Source organism: Rhodoblastus acidophilus, assembly GCF_025961575.1.
In the GTDB taxonomy this organism is placed as follows: Bacteria; Pseudomonadota; Alphaproteobacteria; order Rhizobiales; family Beijerinckiaceae; genus Rhodoblastus; species Rhodoblastus acidophilus_C.
In genome coordinates, this window is record NZ_JAOQNX010000054.1 from 1 (window position 1) to 15,110 (window position 15,110).

16 protein-coding genes and 2 pseudogenes are annotated in these 15,110 nt (G+C 63.0%); 10 read left to right on the forward strand and 8 right to left on the reverse strand.

The window, feature by feature from the left end:
- On the reverse strand, window positions 1-300 hold a 300-nt coding region (locus tag M2320_RS22680), incomplete at its 3' end, for a hypothetical protein (protein WP_264599249.1).
- 93 nt (window positions 301-393) lie between these two features.
- On the opposite strand from M2320_RS22680, the gene M2320_RS22685 reads away from it, so the two are divergent.
- Window positions 394-2,226, forward strand: coding sequence for an amidohydrolase (locus tag M2320_RS22685; RefSeq protein ID WP_264599250.1), 1,833 nt, complete (start codon window positions 394-396; stop codon window positions 2,224-2,226).
- A 161-nt stretch (window positions 2,227-2,387) separates the two neighbouring features.
- Here the strand turns inward: M2320_RS22685 and M2320_RS23455 are convergent, their stop codons facing one another.
- From M2320_RS23455 to M2320_RS23465, 3 genes and pseudogenes are all read right to left on the reverse strand, one after another.
- Entirely contained in the window at window positions 2,388-2,591 is a 204-nt protein-coding gene (locus M2320_RS23455; RefSeq protein WP_425540716.1) for a hypothetical protein, read from the reverse strand.
- Window positions 2,588-2,866 (reverse strand): hypothetical protein, encoded by a 279-nt coding sequence (locus M2320_RS23460; RefSeq protein WP_425540714.1) that lies wholly within the window; start codon window positions 2,864-2,866, stop codon window positions 2,588-2,590. Before M2320_RS23460 ends, M2320_RS23455 begins: the two co-directional genes overlap by 4 nt.
- A gap of 10 nt (window positions 2,867-2,876) precedes the next feature.
- Window positions 2,877-3,128, reverse strand: a pseudogene (locus M2320_RS23465) (hypothetical protein); the annotation flags it as partial.
- A 17-nt stretch (window positions 3,129-3,145) separates the two neighbouring features.
- Here M2320_RS23465 and M2320_RS22700 point away from each other — a divergent pair.
- Window positions 3,146-3,349, forward strand: coding sequence for a hypothetical protein (locus M2320_RS22700; protein ID WP_184430060.1), 204 nt, complete (start codon window positions 3,146-3,148; stop codon window positions 3,347-3,349).
- 432 nt (window positions 3,350-3,781) lie between these two features.
- On the opposite strand, the gene pyk is transcribed toward M2320_RS22700, so the two are convergent.
- Window positions 3,782-5,197, reverse strand: a complete 1,416-nt coding sequence (gene pyk, locus M2320_RS22705) for a pyruvate kinase (protein WP_264599251.1) — start codon at window positions 5,195-5,197, stop codon at window positions 3,782-3,784.
- Between the two features lie 306 nt (window positions 5,198-5,503).
- Between pyk and M2320_RS22710 the strand changes: the two are divergent.
- The 4 genes and pseudogenes from M2320_RS22710 to M2320_RS22725 form a co-directional block, all read left to right on the forward strand.
- A pseudogene (locus tag M2320_RS22710) lies at window positions 5,504-5,749 on the forward strand (YtcA family lipoprotein); the annotation flags it as partial.
- Window positions 5,750-5,774: 25 nt separating this feature from the next.
- Window positions 5,775-6,818, forward strand: a complete 1,044-nt coding sequence (gene mdtN, locus M2320_RS22715; protein ID WP_264599252.1) for a multidrug transporter subunit MdtN — start codon at window positions 5,775-5,777, stop codon at window positions 6,816-6,818.
- Window positions 6,818-8,854 carry an FUSC family protein gene (locus M2320_RS22720; RefSeq protein ID WP_264599253.1) on the forward strand — a complete coding sequence of 679 codons (2,037 nt, stop codon included), beginning with the start codon at window positions 6,818-6,820 and terminating at the stop codon, window positions 8,852-8,854. Before mdtN ends, M2320_RS22720 begins: the two co-directional genes overlap by 1 nt.
- Window positions 8,847-10,457, forward strand: coding sequence for a TolC family protein (locus M2320_RS22725; protein ID WP_264599254.1), 1,611 nt, complete (start codon window positions 8,847-8,849; stop codon window positions 10,455-10,457). Before M2320_RS22720 ends, M2320_RS22725 begins: the two co-directional genes overlap by 8 nt.
- Before the next feature lie 98 nt (window positions 10,458-10,555).
- Here M2320_RS22725 and M2320_RS22730 read toward each other — a convergent pair whose 3' ends face one another.
- Both M2320_RS22730 and M2320_RS22735 read right to left on the reverse strand, forming a co-directional pair.
- The gene (locus M2320_RS22730; RefSeq protein ID WP_264599255.1) at window positions 10,556-11,266 is read right to left on the reverse strand and encodes a hypothetical protein; all 711 of its coding nucleotides are present in this window, start codon (window positions 11,264-11,266) and stop codon (window positions 10,556-10,558) included.
- 24 nt (window positions 11,267-11,290) lie between these two features.
- Complete coding sequence (locus M2320_RS22735; protein ID WP_184430072.1) at window positions 11,291-11,521, reverse strand: hypothetical protein; 231 nt, start codon at window positions 11,519-11,521, stop codon at window positions 11,291-11,293.
- 344 nt (window positions 11,522-11,865) lie between these two features.
- Here M2320_RS22735 and M2320_RS22740 point away from each other — a divergent pair, with 344 nt between their 5' ends.
- From M2320_RS22740 to M2320_RS23470, 4 genes are all read left to right on the forward strand, one after another.
- Window positions 11,866-13,434: an ATP-binding protein gene (locus M2320_RS22740; RefSeq protein WP_264599256.1), complete on the forward strand. Its 1,569-nt coding sequence runs from the start codon at window positions 11,866-11,868 to the stop codon at window positions 13,432-13,434.
- The gene (locus M2320_RS22745; protein ID WP_184430074.1) at window positions 13,434-14,045 is read left to right on the forward strand and encodes a response regulator transcription factor; all 612 of its coding nucleotides are present in this window, start codon (window positions 13,434-13,436) and stop codon (window positions 14,043-14,045) included. The genes M2320_RS22740 and M2320_RS22745 overlap by 1 nt, the downstream gene beginning before the upstream one ends.
- 153 nt (window positions 14,046-14,198) lie before the next feature.
- Window positions 14,199-14,582, forward strand: a complete 384-nt coding sequence (locus M2320_RS22750; protein WP_184430075.1) for a response regulator transcription factor — start codon at window positions 14,199-14,201, stop codon at window positions 14,580-14,582.
- Between the two features lie 16 nt (window positions 14,583-14,598).
- The gene (locus tag M2320_RS23470) at window positions 14,599-14,970 is read left to right on the forward strand and encodes a BLUF domain-containing protein (RefSeq protein ID WP_425540715.1); all 372 of its coding nucleotides are present in this window, start codon (window positions 14,599-14,601) and stop codon (window positions 14,968-14,970) included.
- Here M2320_RS23470 and M2320_RS22755 read toward each other — a convergent pair.
- A partial coding sequence (locus M2320_RS22755; protein WP_264599257.1) for a hypothetical protein occupies window positions 14,890-15,110 on the reverse strand: 221 nt, incomplete at its 5' end. The genes M2320_RS23470 and M2320_RS22755 overlap by 81 nt on opposite strands.

Genomic DNA, 15,110 nt, shown 5'->3' on the forward strand with positions numbered 1-15,110 from the left:
CGTCACCTCCATCCACGGCGAAATCGCCGCAATCATCTGGCGCGTCGCTCCCGAAGGGAGTTGATCAGACAGCGCTCTTCGGCAACGGGCAGCTAGCAGTGAGCGCGCAAGAAATCCTTGACCAAAGGCATTAATGTGCAGCCGCCCAAACATGACCGGCGCCGTGATCGTCAGCAGCAGCACCCTCGGCTCGGAGGCGCCGCGCAGGGTTTCCGTCGCGTCCGGATAATCAGCCGACTTCCTGCCGAGAAATTTGGCCGAATTTTCGTTTCTCTCCGGCCGCTCTTGGCAGTGCGGCAAATATCGTTATCGTGCCGTAAGCTGGGCCGTTTTTCTCGGCTCGGTGGGTCACGCGTATCACCGATTGCGCCCACGAATCTGGAGCCATCGCCCATGTGCGTCATGTGCAATCCCGCCTTTGCCGAAGCCTTCCGCACTTTCACCTTTCCGTCGCGGCGCCAGATGCTGAAGGCGGCGGCGGCTGGCGCGTTCGTCTGCGAGGCGGCTGATTCGGCGCCGGCGCTGGCGCAGGAAGGTTCGCTCCAGGATGTGGCCAGCCGGTTCGCGCCCAACACATTCCCGCGAGTCACCATCTTTCGCGCAAAAGACATTGTCACGCTCGACCCAGACAAACCGTCGGCCACCGCCGTCGCCGTGCTGGGCGATCGCATCCTGGCGGTCGGCTCGGTCGAGGAATTGCAGGCCGCCGCCGGCGGCCAGCCCTATGTCGTCGACGAAACCTTTGCCGACAAGGTGATCGTCCCCGGCCTGATCGCCCAGCACGATCATCCCTTGCTGACCGGCCTGACCATGGTGTCGGAGATCATCGCCATCGAGGACTGGGCGCTGCCGTCGGGCGTCGTTCCCGCCGCCAAGAGCCCGCAGGCCTATCGCGAGCGGCTCATGCAGGCCCATGCGAAGCTGAGGGACCCCGGCGAACTGCTGGTGACCTGGGGCTATCATCAGCTGTTTCACGGCCCGCTGACCCGCGCCGATCTCGATCGGATCAGCACTGTGCGGCCGATCGTCGTCTGGCACCGGTCCGCCCACGAATTCATCCTCAACAGCAAGGCGCTCAAGGCTTACGGGATCGACGCCGCCTTTGTCGCCGCGCTGCCGGAAGCCGCGCGCAACCAGTCTAATCTCGATGCGGGCCATTTTTGGGAGGGCGGCATGTTCGCCGTCATCCCCAAGCTGCTTCCGGCCCTCGCCACGCCCGAAAGGTTGCGGCGCGGCCTGGAATTCGTCACGCGCTATTTCCACGCCAATGGCGTGACGCTGGGCTGCGAGCCCGGCGGCTTGTTTTCCAAACAGCTGCAGGACGCCCAGAACGCGGTGCTGTCGCGTCCCGACAGCCCTTTCCGCTTCTATTTCATCCCCGACGGCAAATCGATCAGCGCGGCTTTCCCGGACAGCACGATCAGCGAAACGCAGAACGTGCTCGGCTGGGGCGAGGGCATGACGGCGATGATGCCCGGCGCGATCAAGCTGTTCGCCGACGGCGCCATCTATTCCCTGCTCATGCAGGTGCGCGAGCCCTATCTCGACGGCCATCATGGCGAATGGATCATGGAGCCGGATTTTTTTGCGCGCGCCTTCAAGGTTTATTGGGAGGCGGACTATCAGATCCATGTGCATGTGAACGGCGACGCTGGGCTCGACATGGTTCTTGACAACGTCGAAGCCAATCTGCGGCGCCATCCGCGCTACGACCACCGGACGGTCGCCATCCACCTCGCCGTCTCGCGCAAGGATCAGGTCGAACGCATCCGGCGGCTCGGCGTGATCGTCAGCGGCAATCCCTATTATGTCGGCGCGCTGGCCGATGCTTACGGCGCGCAGGGTCTGGGGCGCGAACGCGCCGACGCCATGGTGCGCCTCGGCGACGTGGAGCGCGCCGGCGTGTCCTTCTCGCTCCATTCCGACATGCCGATGGCACCGGGGCAGCCGCTGTTCCTGATGCATTGCGCGGTCAACCGCACGACGGCGTCGGGACGCGTCGCCGCGCCGGAGCAGCGCGTCAGCCGGCTGGGCGCGCTGAAGGGCGTCACGCTCGACGCAGCCCATTCACTGCGGCTGGAAAATGAAATCGGCAGCATCGTTCCCGGAAAGCTCGCCAATCTCACCATCCTCGGCGACAATCCGTTGACGGTCGATGCGGCGGGGATCAAGGACATCGCCGTCTGGGGCACGGTGCAGGAGGGGCGGGTGCTGCCGGTGAAATAGCTGGCGGCCTCCGGCAAGGAGAAGCCGGCAAGAAATGGCGCCACTTCCTCGTCGAAAATGTCATGCGGTTTCCAAAATCCCGCGGACCGGCGGCCATTATGTCCGCTTTTCCAAGAGCGATTCCATTGTCGGCCACTTCCACGTCGGTCCGCTTACCGCCGTTAAGAGCCACGACTTCTCGCTGGATACCGCGCCAACCACTCCCTCAGTCTCGTCCAGCGCCTGTTTGTCCGCGCGTTCATGATAGCGATGGCGAGGGCCCACTTCTGTCCAACGATCACAACAAGCCGCTTCCCGCGGGTGACCGCCGTGTAAACGAAGTTGCGCGCTAGCATCGTGTAGCGCTGTGTCGCCAGCGTGATCAAGACGGCGGCATATTCGGACCCCTGCGACTTGTGGATCGTGGTCGCGTAGGTGGGAATGACCGCGTCCAGCCGAAGGAATATGTCACCTCGCGACCGTCGAAGCTGGAGACGAGGGCGCCTTCCTCCCGGTCGATGCGGACGACGCGTCCGAGGTCGCCGTTGAAGACTTCGCGGTCGTAGTCGTTTTCCGTCTGCATGTTCTTGTCCACGGACGCGAAGACCGAACCAGACGCCGACGACGTGGATGAACTCGCCGGCGGAAATCGAGGCCGCATGGCCAACGACGGGAACGAGATATCGATGGCCGCACGCCTTCACCTTCAGGACGGCGAAGCCGTTGTCCTCGTTGAGGAAGGTGACACGCTCGACCAATCCGACCAGCATCTCCCAGTGCGGCGCTTCCTGCGCGTCGGCCAAGCCTGCGAAAACTCCATGTGCGTCGCCGCAACGTTCGCGTTCCTGCGTACAACCCGCAATCGAGAATTGATCTCCGACAAAACGCTTGGCGCAAGATCGCGGGTATAGGCCTCCTTGCATTCTATATGGAGCTTCGGATGGTGCGCAAAGGATTGGAACTGGCGGGAATAACCGCCGCCAAATTGCAGGCGGCGAAAGACGGGATCATCGCCGCCGGAGACGCCGAGACCATTTCGTGGGCGATTGATCAGTTCCGCGACGTGGACGAGATGCTGCGACGGGTGATTGGCTATGACGACACCTCGGCGAGCGAGGTCGAGGCAGAATCAGAAGCGGCATGAGAGCCGCGGCGGCCGGGTCGCTTGGCCGGCGATCCGGCGTCCAGTTCCCCCAAGTTTGTTCTGCCGTTGAACGCGGGAATTCCGGCTCGGATTGCTGACAAGGTAGATAATTGTAATTTAAGGATAAACCTGCTTCTGATCCCACATATTGGGAGGAGGAGGGGGGAGGAGTAAGTCAAAGAGATTTTGGTGGGCGCGACGCTCCTCGCGATGCACTTCTGCAATAGCATAGTGCGGTCGCTTCGCCGAAGCCCTGCTTCGCTGAGGGGAATTGCAAGTTGCGTCCTATCGACCGGATCATACTCGATATGAAAACCATCTCCATTATTATCTCTCCCGGTCGCCGCATTGGGCAGAGAATCTGCAATTCGCCGACCGGAACGGTCGTCGAGAATAGGGCAAGCCGAGCCGAAGAGTTCGTCCGCGCCGGGTTCATGCGATCTGGACGACGCGTAGGTTGTTGGTCGTTCCCGACGCTCCGAACGGCACGCCCGCAACGACGACGATCGCTTGCCCCCTTTGCGCGAACTCTTCGCTCAGGGCCATTGCCGTCGCGCGATCCACCATTTCTTCGTAGCTGTGGACGTCCTCCGACAGGCAGGCGTGCACGCCCCAAGTGAGGCTGAGCCGCCGCGCCGTGGCCGCTTCCGGCGTAATGGCCAAAATGGGAAGCGAGGGCCGTTTGCGCGTGATGCGCGCCGCCGTGGTCCCACCTGAGGTGAAGGCGACGATCACCGGAGCGCCGATCGCCTCGGCGAGGTCCGCAGCGGCGGCGGCAACGGCATGCGGGGCGGATTGCTCTTCGCCGGGATCGGCGGCGTTCACGATCGAACGATAGAGCTTGTGCCGTTCCGTGCTGCTGATGATGCGGTTCATCATTTCGACCGCCTCGCGCGGATAGGCGCCCGATGCGGATTCCGCCGAAAGCATCACGGCGTCGGCGCCATCGTAGATTGCGGTGGCGACGTCCGAGGCCTCGGCGCGCGTCGGCGTCGGCGCGCTGGTCATTGATTCTAGCATCTGCGTGGCGACGATCACCGGCTTTGCGGCGAGGCGGCAGGCGCGCACGATCTCCTTCTGCCGACCGGGGACCTCTTCATGGGGAATCTCGACACCAAGATCGCCGCGCGCCACCATCACGGCGTCAGCGAGACGGACGATGTCGTCGAATTTTTCCACCGCCGACGGTTTTTCGATCTTGGCGACGAGACCCGCACGATCGCCGATCAGCCCGCGCGCCTCGATCAGATCTCCCGGCCTCTGTACGAATGACAGCGCGATCCAGTCGACGTTGAGTTCGAGGCCGAACGCCAGATCGGCGCGGTCCTTGGGGGTCAGGGGCGAAAGGTCGAGCACCGCGCCAGGGATATTGACGCCCTTGCGGTCGGACAGGACGGCGCCGGTGACAACCTCGGCTTCGATCTCCTCCCGCCCGGGCCTGATAACGCGGACGCGAACCCGTCCGTCGTCGATCAGGAGGTCCTGTCCCGGCATAACTGCGGCGAAGATTTCCGGATGGGGCAGGGGAATGGTGTCCACGCCGCCCGGGTCCTTCGACAGCACGAACCGAAGCTTTTGGCCTGGCGCAATCGCGATCTTGCCGCCGGCGATGGCGCCGATGCGGATCTTCGGCCCTTGCAGGTCTTGTAGGATGCCGATCGGGCGCCGCACGCGGGCTTCGAGGTCGCGGATCGCGGTGTGGACGCGTGCGTGATCTTCGTGCGAGCCATGGCTGAAGTTCAGGCGGAATGTGTCCGCGCCGGCGACGAACAGCGCTTCCAGCATGTCTGGAGAGGCGCTCGCCGGCCCCACCGTCGCGACGATCTTTGCTCTGCGTTGTCGGCGCACGTCTTCTGCTCCTGCTCGGTTTGTCGGAACGGCGTAAAACGTCATCTATGGCCGCGCGCCGGATCGATATCGAGCGTTGGATATCACGGCGCTGTACCTCTTATGAAACTCCCACCTCTTAGTCACGAGCGTATGTTCTATCATCTCCAAGGTGGGTGCGACGGCTTCCCACCGGGGAAATGGGCAAACGAAAGCTAGATCTCGAAAATGATTTATTTAGTATATTTTTCGCGAATCTAGGATTCGGGCTGAAAAAGGGTGCGCATGCCGTCAGGACAACGCTCTTTCAGGATCAGAGCGCCGCTCATGGCGACAAAATTAGGCTGTGTCGTCCTCATTTCGGCAGGGCTCGCGGGCTGCGCCTTGCGTGGCGCCCCCTCCTACAGTCTTTTCGGCGCTTTCTTCCCCGCCTGGCTCCTCTGCGCCGGATTGGGACTCCTCGCTTCGATCCTGTTGCGCACCGTGCTGATCGCCGCCGATTTCGAGGAAGCCGTGCCATTCAAGCTGCTGGTCTACACTGCTTTCGCCGTTGGCGTGACCCTGTGGCTCTGGCTCGCCTTATTCGGAGAGAGCCGATATGGCCGCTTGGCGAAATTGGCGAGAGGCAGGCGCGAAAGTCTTCGCCGCGGCGATCCTGCTGACCGCAGCCGCCGGCGTGCTTTTTTTCCTGCGCAATCGCGAAGCCGAGCCTTCTTCTGACGACGCCAGCATCGACGCCGAGGTCGTTCACATCGCCCCCTCTGTTACCGGCCGGATCGTGCAGTTGCGTGTCCATGAAAACCAGGCGGTCAAGGTGGGAGACGCGCTGTTCGAAATCGACCCCGAACCCTATCGGCTGCATGTCGAACTGGCCGCCGCCGAACTGAAGGGGGCCGAGGCCTTGCTGGCGACGCAGGGCAGGACGGTCGCCACCGAGACAGCAACGGCCGCCATCGCGCGCGAGCAGGTGGCGCAAGCCGGCGCAAGCCTTCAGTTGGCGAGTAATACAGTCAGCCGGTTACAGCCGCTCGCCGGAAAAGGCTATGTCTCGGCGCAAGTGTTCGACGACGCCCGCACCGCGAAGAAGAAGGCGGAAACCGCTTATACGCAAGCTGTCGAACAGGCGGCGGCGACGCGCGGGGCGATTGGAACCACCGAGGGCGCCGCCGCCGCGGTGGAGGCGCGGCGCACGGCGCTGGCGTTGGCGGAAAGGGATTTGCGCAACACTTTGGTGCGCGCGCCGCACGATGGCCGCGTCACCGGCCTCAACGTCAAGACCGGGGAATATGTCATCCTCGGCCAGACCCTGTTCACGCTGGTGGTGACGGATGAATGGTTTGTTGTCGCCAATTTCCGCGAGACCGAGCTTCCGCTCATTGCCGATGAGGCCTGCGCCACCGCCTTTTCGCTGATCGATCGCCGCGTACCCATTCAGGGCAAGGTCGAAAGCATCGGCTGGGGCGTCGCCGACCAGGATCGGATCAACCTGCCGCGCGGATTGCCCCTGGTCGCCAAATCGGTCAATTGGGTGCGGGTCGAACAGCGCTTTCCGGTGCGGGTGCGGCTGATCGATCCGCCGCCCGAGCTGATGCGCGCGGGCGCTTCCGCCTCGGTGCGAATCCGGCCTGCGGGGCGCTGCTGATGTTCGGACCGGCCTTGATCGCGGATATGCTGGCGCCCTTCGATGGACGGCTCGCGCGCGCCGCCGAGATCGCCTTCGTCGTGATGCTGGTGACGATCGTGTCCATGGCGTACCGGATTCCGGAGCCGGCGATCAGCGTCTATCTGATCTTCTTTGTCGCCAAGGAGAATTCCGGTCTCAATATCGTCATGAGCCTGGCGCTGATCGTCGTGGTCACCCTGGTCGTGGCCCTGGCCATCGGGCTGGCGATCCTGACGATCAATGCCCCCGAAGCACGCGTCGTCGTTCTCGCCTGCGTCGCCTTCGTGTCGTTTTTCCTCGGCGCCAGCAGCAAGCTCGCGCCGCTCGCCAGCACCATCGGGCTGGTCATCGCCTATGTGCTCGATCTCCTGGGAAGCGCTCCGCTGGGCGAAATCGCGTTGCGCGGCCTGCTTTACGCCTGGCTGTTCGCGGTCATGCCGATGCTGGTTTTCATCGTCCACAATGTGTTTTTCGGTCGCCATCCCGAAACTCTGGCGCGGCGGGCGGTCGCGGCGCGGCTGCGGCTGGCCGGACGCGTCTTGCAGGAGGGGGAGGAAGCCGCTCTCGCCGCGCTGCGGGCCGAACTGGAGACAGGCGACGCCGAGAGGGAAGAACGGCTCAGGATGGTCAAGCTCTGGCGTCGGTTGCCATCGGCGACGATCGAGCGCCTCGGCGCACTCTCAGGCCTGTCCTATGGGCTGGTGATGACGGTTGTGGCCGCCAGGACCCTCAAGCTGCCACCGGCCACGCCGGACGCGCTTTCCGCTCGGCTGGAGGTTTTGGCCCACCGGATCGAGCGTCTGCCCCGCGTGATCCAGCCTTGCGACATCGAGGAGACAGGGGCCGCGCCGCCGAAGAATCTCCTGGACCAGATCGAGGCGCTGACCTCGCGGATGGAGACCATCGTGGCGGGCGGGCCGGTCGGGCTGGAGACGGCGGAACCCGAGGGCAAAAAGGAAAAGTCCGGCTTTTTCGTCGCCGACGCCTTCTCAAATCCCGTCTATGCCCGTTTCGCGCTCAAAGGCGCGGCGGCGGCGATGATCTGCTATCTGACCTATACGCTGCTCGACTGGCCGGGCATCCACACGGCCATGCTGACCTGCTTCATAGTCTCGCTAACGACCGTCGGCGAGACCGTGCAAAAGCTGTTTCTGCGCATTTCCGGTTGCCTCGCCGGCGCCGTGATCGGAACCTTGTCGATGGTTTACATCCTGCCGGGGACGACCTCGATCACCTCGCTGGTCGTTCTCGTCGGGCTGGTGACGTTTCCCGCCGCCTGGATCGGTGTCGGAAAGCCCACGGTTTCCTATATCGGCTTCCAGCTGGCCCTGGCGTTCTTCATGTGCGTTCTGCAAGGCGCGGAACCCAAGTTCGATCTCAGCGTCGCCCAGGATCGCACCATCGGGATCGTGTTGGGCGACCTCGTCGTCTACGTCATTTTTACGCGCGTTTTCCCGGTTTCGACCCTGGGCCAGTTGCGGCTCGATCTGGATCGCCTACTCGAACAATGTCGCGAGGTCCTCAAGACGAAAACCGCCTTCGCTCCCGCCATTGGGGCGACCGAGGAGGTCGGCCGCGCCTTTGCGACGCTCGAAGCGGTCTCCGGCGCTCTCGCGGCCTATGGCTATGAAATGATAAGGTCGGGGAATAATCTCATGCTGGGGAGGGCCAACCGGCTTGCGACAAGAGCGCTGAAAAATCTCGTCCGCGCTGTCGGCGTCGTCGCCGCCTTTCCGCCGCCGGCTGGCGGCGACGTGGAAAACCCCGAGGCGCTCCGCCATCTCTATGCGCAGGCCGACTCGCGGCTGCGGAAGCTCCGCGCCGGTCTCGCGGCGCCTTCCGACGTTGCTTTCGTCGAGGTCGCGGCTGAAATGACGCCGCCGCTCGCCCCGGACGGCGCGCACGCGCCGCAGATCGGCGCGCTCGAAGCCCTAATGACCCGATTGAACCAGGTTCAGCTGACCCTTTTCCATTATCGCCGGCTTCTCCAGCCGAAGGCCGGCGCCTATGAGTGAGCAGGCGCGGACCGGCGCGATCCGAAGGCTGGCGAGATTGCTTGCGCTGGCGATGCTTGCCGGCGGCTTGGCGGGCTGCGCGCCATCGTCGCTATCGCTCGCGCCGGAAGCGCCCGATGTCCCCTACAAGCCGGAGGCCTCGACCGTTGGCGCCGAAGCGCCTGCCCCCGCCGCGTCGAAATTCACGCCGACGGGCGCCCGCGATTTCGGATTGGAGCCGCTGCCGGACCTGCAGTTCGACACCGGCCCCGCCGGTCTCGACGCCGGGCATGTCTATTCGCTCGCCGAGCTGATCGATCTGGCGCAGACCAGCAATCCCGAGACGCGGGCCACCTGGGAAAGGGCGCGCCAGGCGGCGCTCGCGGTCGGCGTCGTTAAAGCCTTTTATCTTCCGATGATGAGCGCCACGGCGATCGGCGGCTATCAGCACACCTCGGGCTCGAACCAGGTCGCCGGGGTGCTGTCGAATCCGGGAAGCGGCAACGCCAACGGCACGGTGTCGGGCGTCGCCCTGCAATGGCTGCTGTTCGATTTCGGCCAGCGCGACGCGTACAAGGAGGCCGCTGTCAACCTGTCGCTGGCCAGCAACCTCCTGTTCAACGGCGCCCATCAGAAGATCATTTATGACGTCAGCCGAAATTTTTACGAATACACATCGGCGCGTCAGCGCGTAAACATCTCCGAAAAAACCCGGCAGGAAAGCGCGCGCCTGCTCGACGTCGCCACAGAAAAATTCAAGAACGGCGTCGGCACGGTGGTCGAGACCGCGCAGGCTCGGCAATTGCTCGCCCAGGCCGATTTCAACCTCGTGCAGGCGCGCGGCGCCGAACGCGACTTTTACCACGCCCTGATCGCGGCGATCGGCATTTCGCCCCAAGCCCGTCTTCGCATCGCCGATGTGTCCGGCCGGCCGCTTTCTACGGCCGCGATGATTCCTGTCGACAAGCTGATAGCCGCCGCAATCGCGCGCCGCGCCGACGTTCAGGCGAGCTATGCCGCGGCGAAGGCCGCTCATGCCGGCATCGCGGCGGCGCAGGCCGAATTCATGCCGAAAGTCTTCCTGACGGTCTCAGGAAACTATGTCACCGGCGGCCTCAACATCACCTCGACGCCAAGCCTCAACCTCGGCGCCATGGGCTCGCCATCCGTCCCCGTCTCGGCGGGGTCGTCGTTCAACGCGAGCAATGCGGCCGTGCTCGGCGGGGTGACGATTCCAATCTACGATGGCGGCATTCGCGACGCGCGGCTGCGCGACGCGCAATCGCGCAGCGACGCCGCCCAAGCGGTGCTGCAACGTCTGCAGCAAAATGCGGCGTCGGAAATCGTGACGGCGGATGACGCACTGCGCAGCAGCCTCGCGGCCTATCAGGCGGCGGGCGTGCTGGTCTCGGCGTCGAAAACCACGGCGGATGCAGCCTTTGCCGCCTACCAGAGCGGCGCTGGCGCCCTTCCGGCCGTAATAGAGGCGGAAAAGGCCTTGCTGTTGGCCCGGTTGGCGCAGGAACAGGCGCATGGCACGGCGCTGATCGCAGCGGCTACGCTGGCTTTCGCCGCCGGAAGACTTTCATCCTCCGACGCGCTCGACGCTGGCCGGCCGAGGTGACAACGCACGGCCATTTCAGCCATTCTAAAGCTAGCCGGCTGCCTCGGATGGCGACCTGATGCCGTTCGCCGGCCGAGCGGCGCCTGGGCGTCGCGCAGTCACGGCAAGCGTTCCGTGACGCTGCGTTCTGCCTTGTTGAAGGCGTGAGACGCGCGTAGTTCTGATTGAACCAGTGTGTACGCCAGTCCATGCCCTTCAAACTTGACCGCGACAATAGGTGAGATATTCCGCAGCGGGGTTTGAGGCGGCAGCTTGGTTTGCCCGAGGCCAAGCGCGGCAGAAGCCAGCAGCGCCAGAGCGACCAAGGCGACGGTGACGACCCCCCGGATAGCGTAACGCTGGTCCGGCTTGGGTTGGCGGGTCTGGGTTGTAAGCGTCTCCGCGAATTCCGGAGCGTGAGAAAGTTTGGCGTCCTCCTCCACGTCTTCTGCAACCTGCGCGAGCCATTCGCGCTTCAGGAACGTCGGCCTGTAGCCGCCGAGCGGGATGTCTATGCGCATCGGATCATTCGCGCCAGCGCCGTCATAGTAACGAGCAAGCAGTTGTCGCAGACGGGCCGCCTGGACGCGAACAATCGAGTTGTTTTGGGGATCGAAGCGCTCGCCGCGTTCGAACACGGCGATGCCAATGGTAAAGGCCTTGAGGTTCGCGCCTCGGCCCGCCAACGATTCTTCGACCACATATTCCAGGAACCTGGACGCGCTGCGGTTTCGCAGGAATGCGGCGGTCCGAAGGATCCGGGCGAGCTGCGCCCTGATTTCGCTGAGCGTCCGCTCGGAATGCGCATCTGACGCTGTCGCCCTTGCCATCGCTGCGTCCGCTCCCGATGCAGCTCAAGGTTCCGCGCTGTGGGCGCCGAGATCAGCGCCATCTGTGGCCGCCCGCCTCGTCTCCGCCCAGCCGTAACCGTCGGTTGTCTCGCACAAGTGGCGCTTCGCCGAGGCGATATGCTCCAACGTGCGTCGCAGTTCAGGCGTCAGGGCGGCCAAATGCATGAGTTCAAGTTCTGCATAGGCCAATTCGATCTGTGCAAGCTGAACGGAGATTCTGGCGGTTTCGTCCATTTTTGTTCTCATTGAAGGCGGCGACTACCTTTGCCCCAGGGGGCGACGGCGCCAATACAGTGGCTTTCAGGTAAGAAACTGAGCCGTTGCAAACAATTGCACCTTGAATGAGCCCGCCCTGCGCAAAGGCGCCGATCACCCTATACCTAGGTTTAGGGTGGCCCCGGAAACAGCCTGCTGGACCCGCCGCAAGCCATGGTTGCCAGCCAAACGAACTGCCACTAGCTTAGTCTTTACGCTGAAATTTCCTTTGCTCGCCCCTTCAGGTCCGTCAATTGCCCAAGCCAAACTCACAAGGGTCACGGCGCTATTCCACGGTCCCGTGGCTTGACTTGGATGTGGGCATGGACCGGATCATTGCGGCCAATCCGGCCGCGGAAGCCTTCTTCGGCTATGCGAGCGCGGACCTGCTGCTGCGTAAGCCGGCCGATGTGCTCGATGGCGCCAGCGTCGCCGCTTTTGTCGAGGCTGAAGGTCACCGTCGCAAAGCCTTGGACTCGTTGGCGACGACCATCACACAGCGCAATGGCTCGACCCATGGCGTTCATTTGAAAGCGCGCAGATCGCCGACGAACGCCCATTGGCATTGCCGATTCATCGAACCGGAAAGTCGCGGGCTTGGCGCGCAATTGCGCCGGCAGAACTGGGCCTTGTCGGCTTACGCCCGCTCTTCCTCGGCTTTGACGCGCGCGAGCGGCGCGCCGGAGCTGACGGCGCGCATCTGCGAAGCCATCGTCGAGCAGCCTGTCTATGTGCTGGCCTGTGTCGGCTTGCTGCGGGAGGATGGCTGGCTCGATTTTCTCGCGTCCTCGGGCTCCGCCATCGGCTATCTCGACGGTCTCGCCCTGTCGGCATCGATGGATGTCCCCGAAGGTCGAGGGCCGAGCGGGCATACCTTGCGCAGCGGCGTTCCCTGCCTCGTCCGCGACACGTCGACCGATCCGCTTTACGCGAAATGGCGCGAAAAGGGCCTTCGTTTTGGGCTGCGCTCGACGGTGACAGTCGCCATCCGCAAGACTGGCGTCATCATCGGCTCCTTGATCGTCTATGCGTGCGAACCCAATGCTTTCGGCCCCAAGGAACTGAACCTGTTCTGCCAACTCGCCGACGAAATCGCATTTGCGATCTCAAATGAAGAAGAACGGCTTCGGCTGGAAAAGCTGGAGCAGGCGCGCAAGCAGGCGGAAGAGAAAGCGCGCCAGACCCAGGCGGAGTTGCTGCGCGTGTCGCGCATTTCCTTCATGGGCGAGTTCGCCGCAGCCCTGGCCCACGAGATCAATCAGCCGATCGCCGCCTGCGAACTCAATGCGGAGGCGGCGCAACGATGGCTAGCGCGCGATCCGGCCGAAATCGGCGAGGCGCGCGCCGCCTTGACGCGCATCGTCAGGGACGCGCGCCGGGCCAACGAGGTGATCAAGAAGACTCGCGCCATATACGTATCCGGGGACAGCGGCTTTGCGCGCTTCGACCTCAACAACGCTGTTCGGGAAGTCCTCCAGCTCACAGCCGACCGCCGCTCCAAGGCGGATGTCACGCTTCATTTCCACGCCGCGACGTTGCCCCCTGTCTGGGGTGACCGCGTCCAGGTCCAGCAGATCGTCTTCAACCTTGTGTTCAACGCCATCGACGCCCTGGAGAGCGTCTCGGACCGACCACGCCACTTGAGGGTGACGACGGATTTTTTCAGTCCAGGCGAGGCGCTTCTGGAAGTGAAGGACAATGGCTGCGGATTTCAGAAAGGCCTGGAAGCCCGCATATTCGACCGTTTCTTCACCACCAAGGCCGGCGGTTCCGGGCTAGGCCTAGCCATATCCCGCCGCATTGCCGAAGCCCATGGCGGTCGGTTGTGGGCGGACTCAGGGGATGGCGCCATCCTCCGTCTGACCCTTCCCTTCGCCAAGGAGGACGACTGATGCCAACTTCGACCGTGATCGTCATCGACGACGATCCCTCGATGCGCGAGTCGCTCGACAGCCTGTTGCGCTCGGTGGGGATGGGCGTAGCCGCCTATGCCTCGGTCCAGGACTTCCTCAACGACCGGACTGCGGATTGCGCTTCCTGTCTCGTTCTCGACGTGCGCCTGCCCGGTCAGAGCGGTCTCGATTTCCAGGAGCAGTTGTCGCGAAAAGGCCTCCACGTTCCCGTGATTTTTATCACCGGCCACGCCGATGTGCCCATGACGGTGCGCGCCATGAAGGCAGGCGCGGTCGAGTTCCTGGAAAAACCGTTCCGCGACCAGGATCTGCTGGACGCTATCCAACTCGCCCTGGCGCGCAACCGTGAAAGGCTGGACGCGGAAACCGCGCTGAAGGACTTGCAGGACAGGCTGGCGACTCTGACCGCGCGCGAGCGGCAGATCATGCCGCTCGTCGCCGCCGGCCTCTTGAACAAGCAGATCGCGGGCGACCTCGGCGTTTCCGAGATCACGGTGAAGGTGCATCGCGGGCAGATGATGAGGAAAATGGGAGCGAAGACGCTGGCCGATCTGGTGCGCATGGCCGACAAATTGTCAATGAAAGCCTAGCGTTGCGTTCAGCCCCCTATACGACGGTATAGGTGTTTATATACTACTAAAACAATTAGTTAAGGCAGTTATCGTTGGACGAAGCCGGGTGCTGGCCGTTACCTTTCCTGAAAGACGCCGCGATGAAGGTCAGCGACGCCGGGGACAAAAGGTGTGAAATCGACCGACACAGCCATTCGGATCGCGGTGATCGACGACGACGTGTCGATCCGCGAAGCCTTGACCTCTCTGCTGCAATCCTACGGCTATGACATACTGGCTTTTGCCTCGGCCAATGATTTCATGGAAATGGGCGCGCGCGACGCCTTCGCCTGCTTACTGATCGACATGTACATGCCGGGGATGACGGGATTGGAGTTGCTGGGGCGGCTGAATGCCATGAACACGGCGTCGCGGGCGATTCTCATGAGTTCCGAGGGTGGTTCCGACCTGAAGTTGGCGGCGTTGCGCCTTGGCGCGCACGACTTTGTCGAGAAATCGCTTGGGTTCGACAAATTGATGGAAGCCGTCGATCAAGTCGTCAGCCACGCCCCTTGAGATTTGCGGCTGGAACATGAAACAGCAGCGCATACGTTTGGTCTATTTCAGTCGTAACCTTATCAAAGGGGACAGAAGTGACGTTGTTGAGCAAATTTTTCAGATTCTGACCGCGAGCCGACGAAACAATCTACAAAGACACATCACCGGAGCGCTGCTCTTCAATTCGGGCTGTTTCGCACAATGTCTTGAAGGAAGGCGTGAAGACGTCGAGGAGCTCTTTAAGCGCATTCAGAAGGATAGCCGTCACATAGATATCCAGATGCTTTCGGTCGAACTAATAGACGTGCGGATTTTCCCGGGCTGGTCAATGGGCTTTCTCGGCAAATCCCGCACATATGAACAGCTGTTTGGACATATCTGCCCGTTGCCAAAGTGTGTTTTCTGATCGACTGCCTTCAGGAGCGACGCGCCACATGATCGCTGCGATCTCGCCGTGGATGGCGGCGACGATGGCGACGAGGAGAACGTCGCTGGCCTGATAGGCGAAAATCAGCGCGGTCTTTTCGTCGGAAGCCTCCTTCGGCG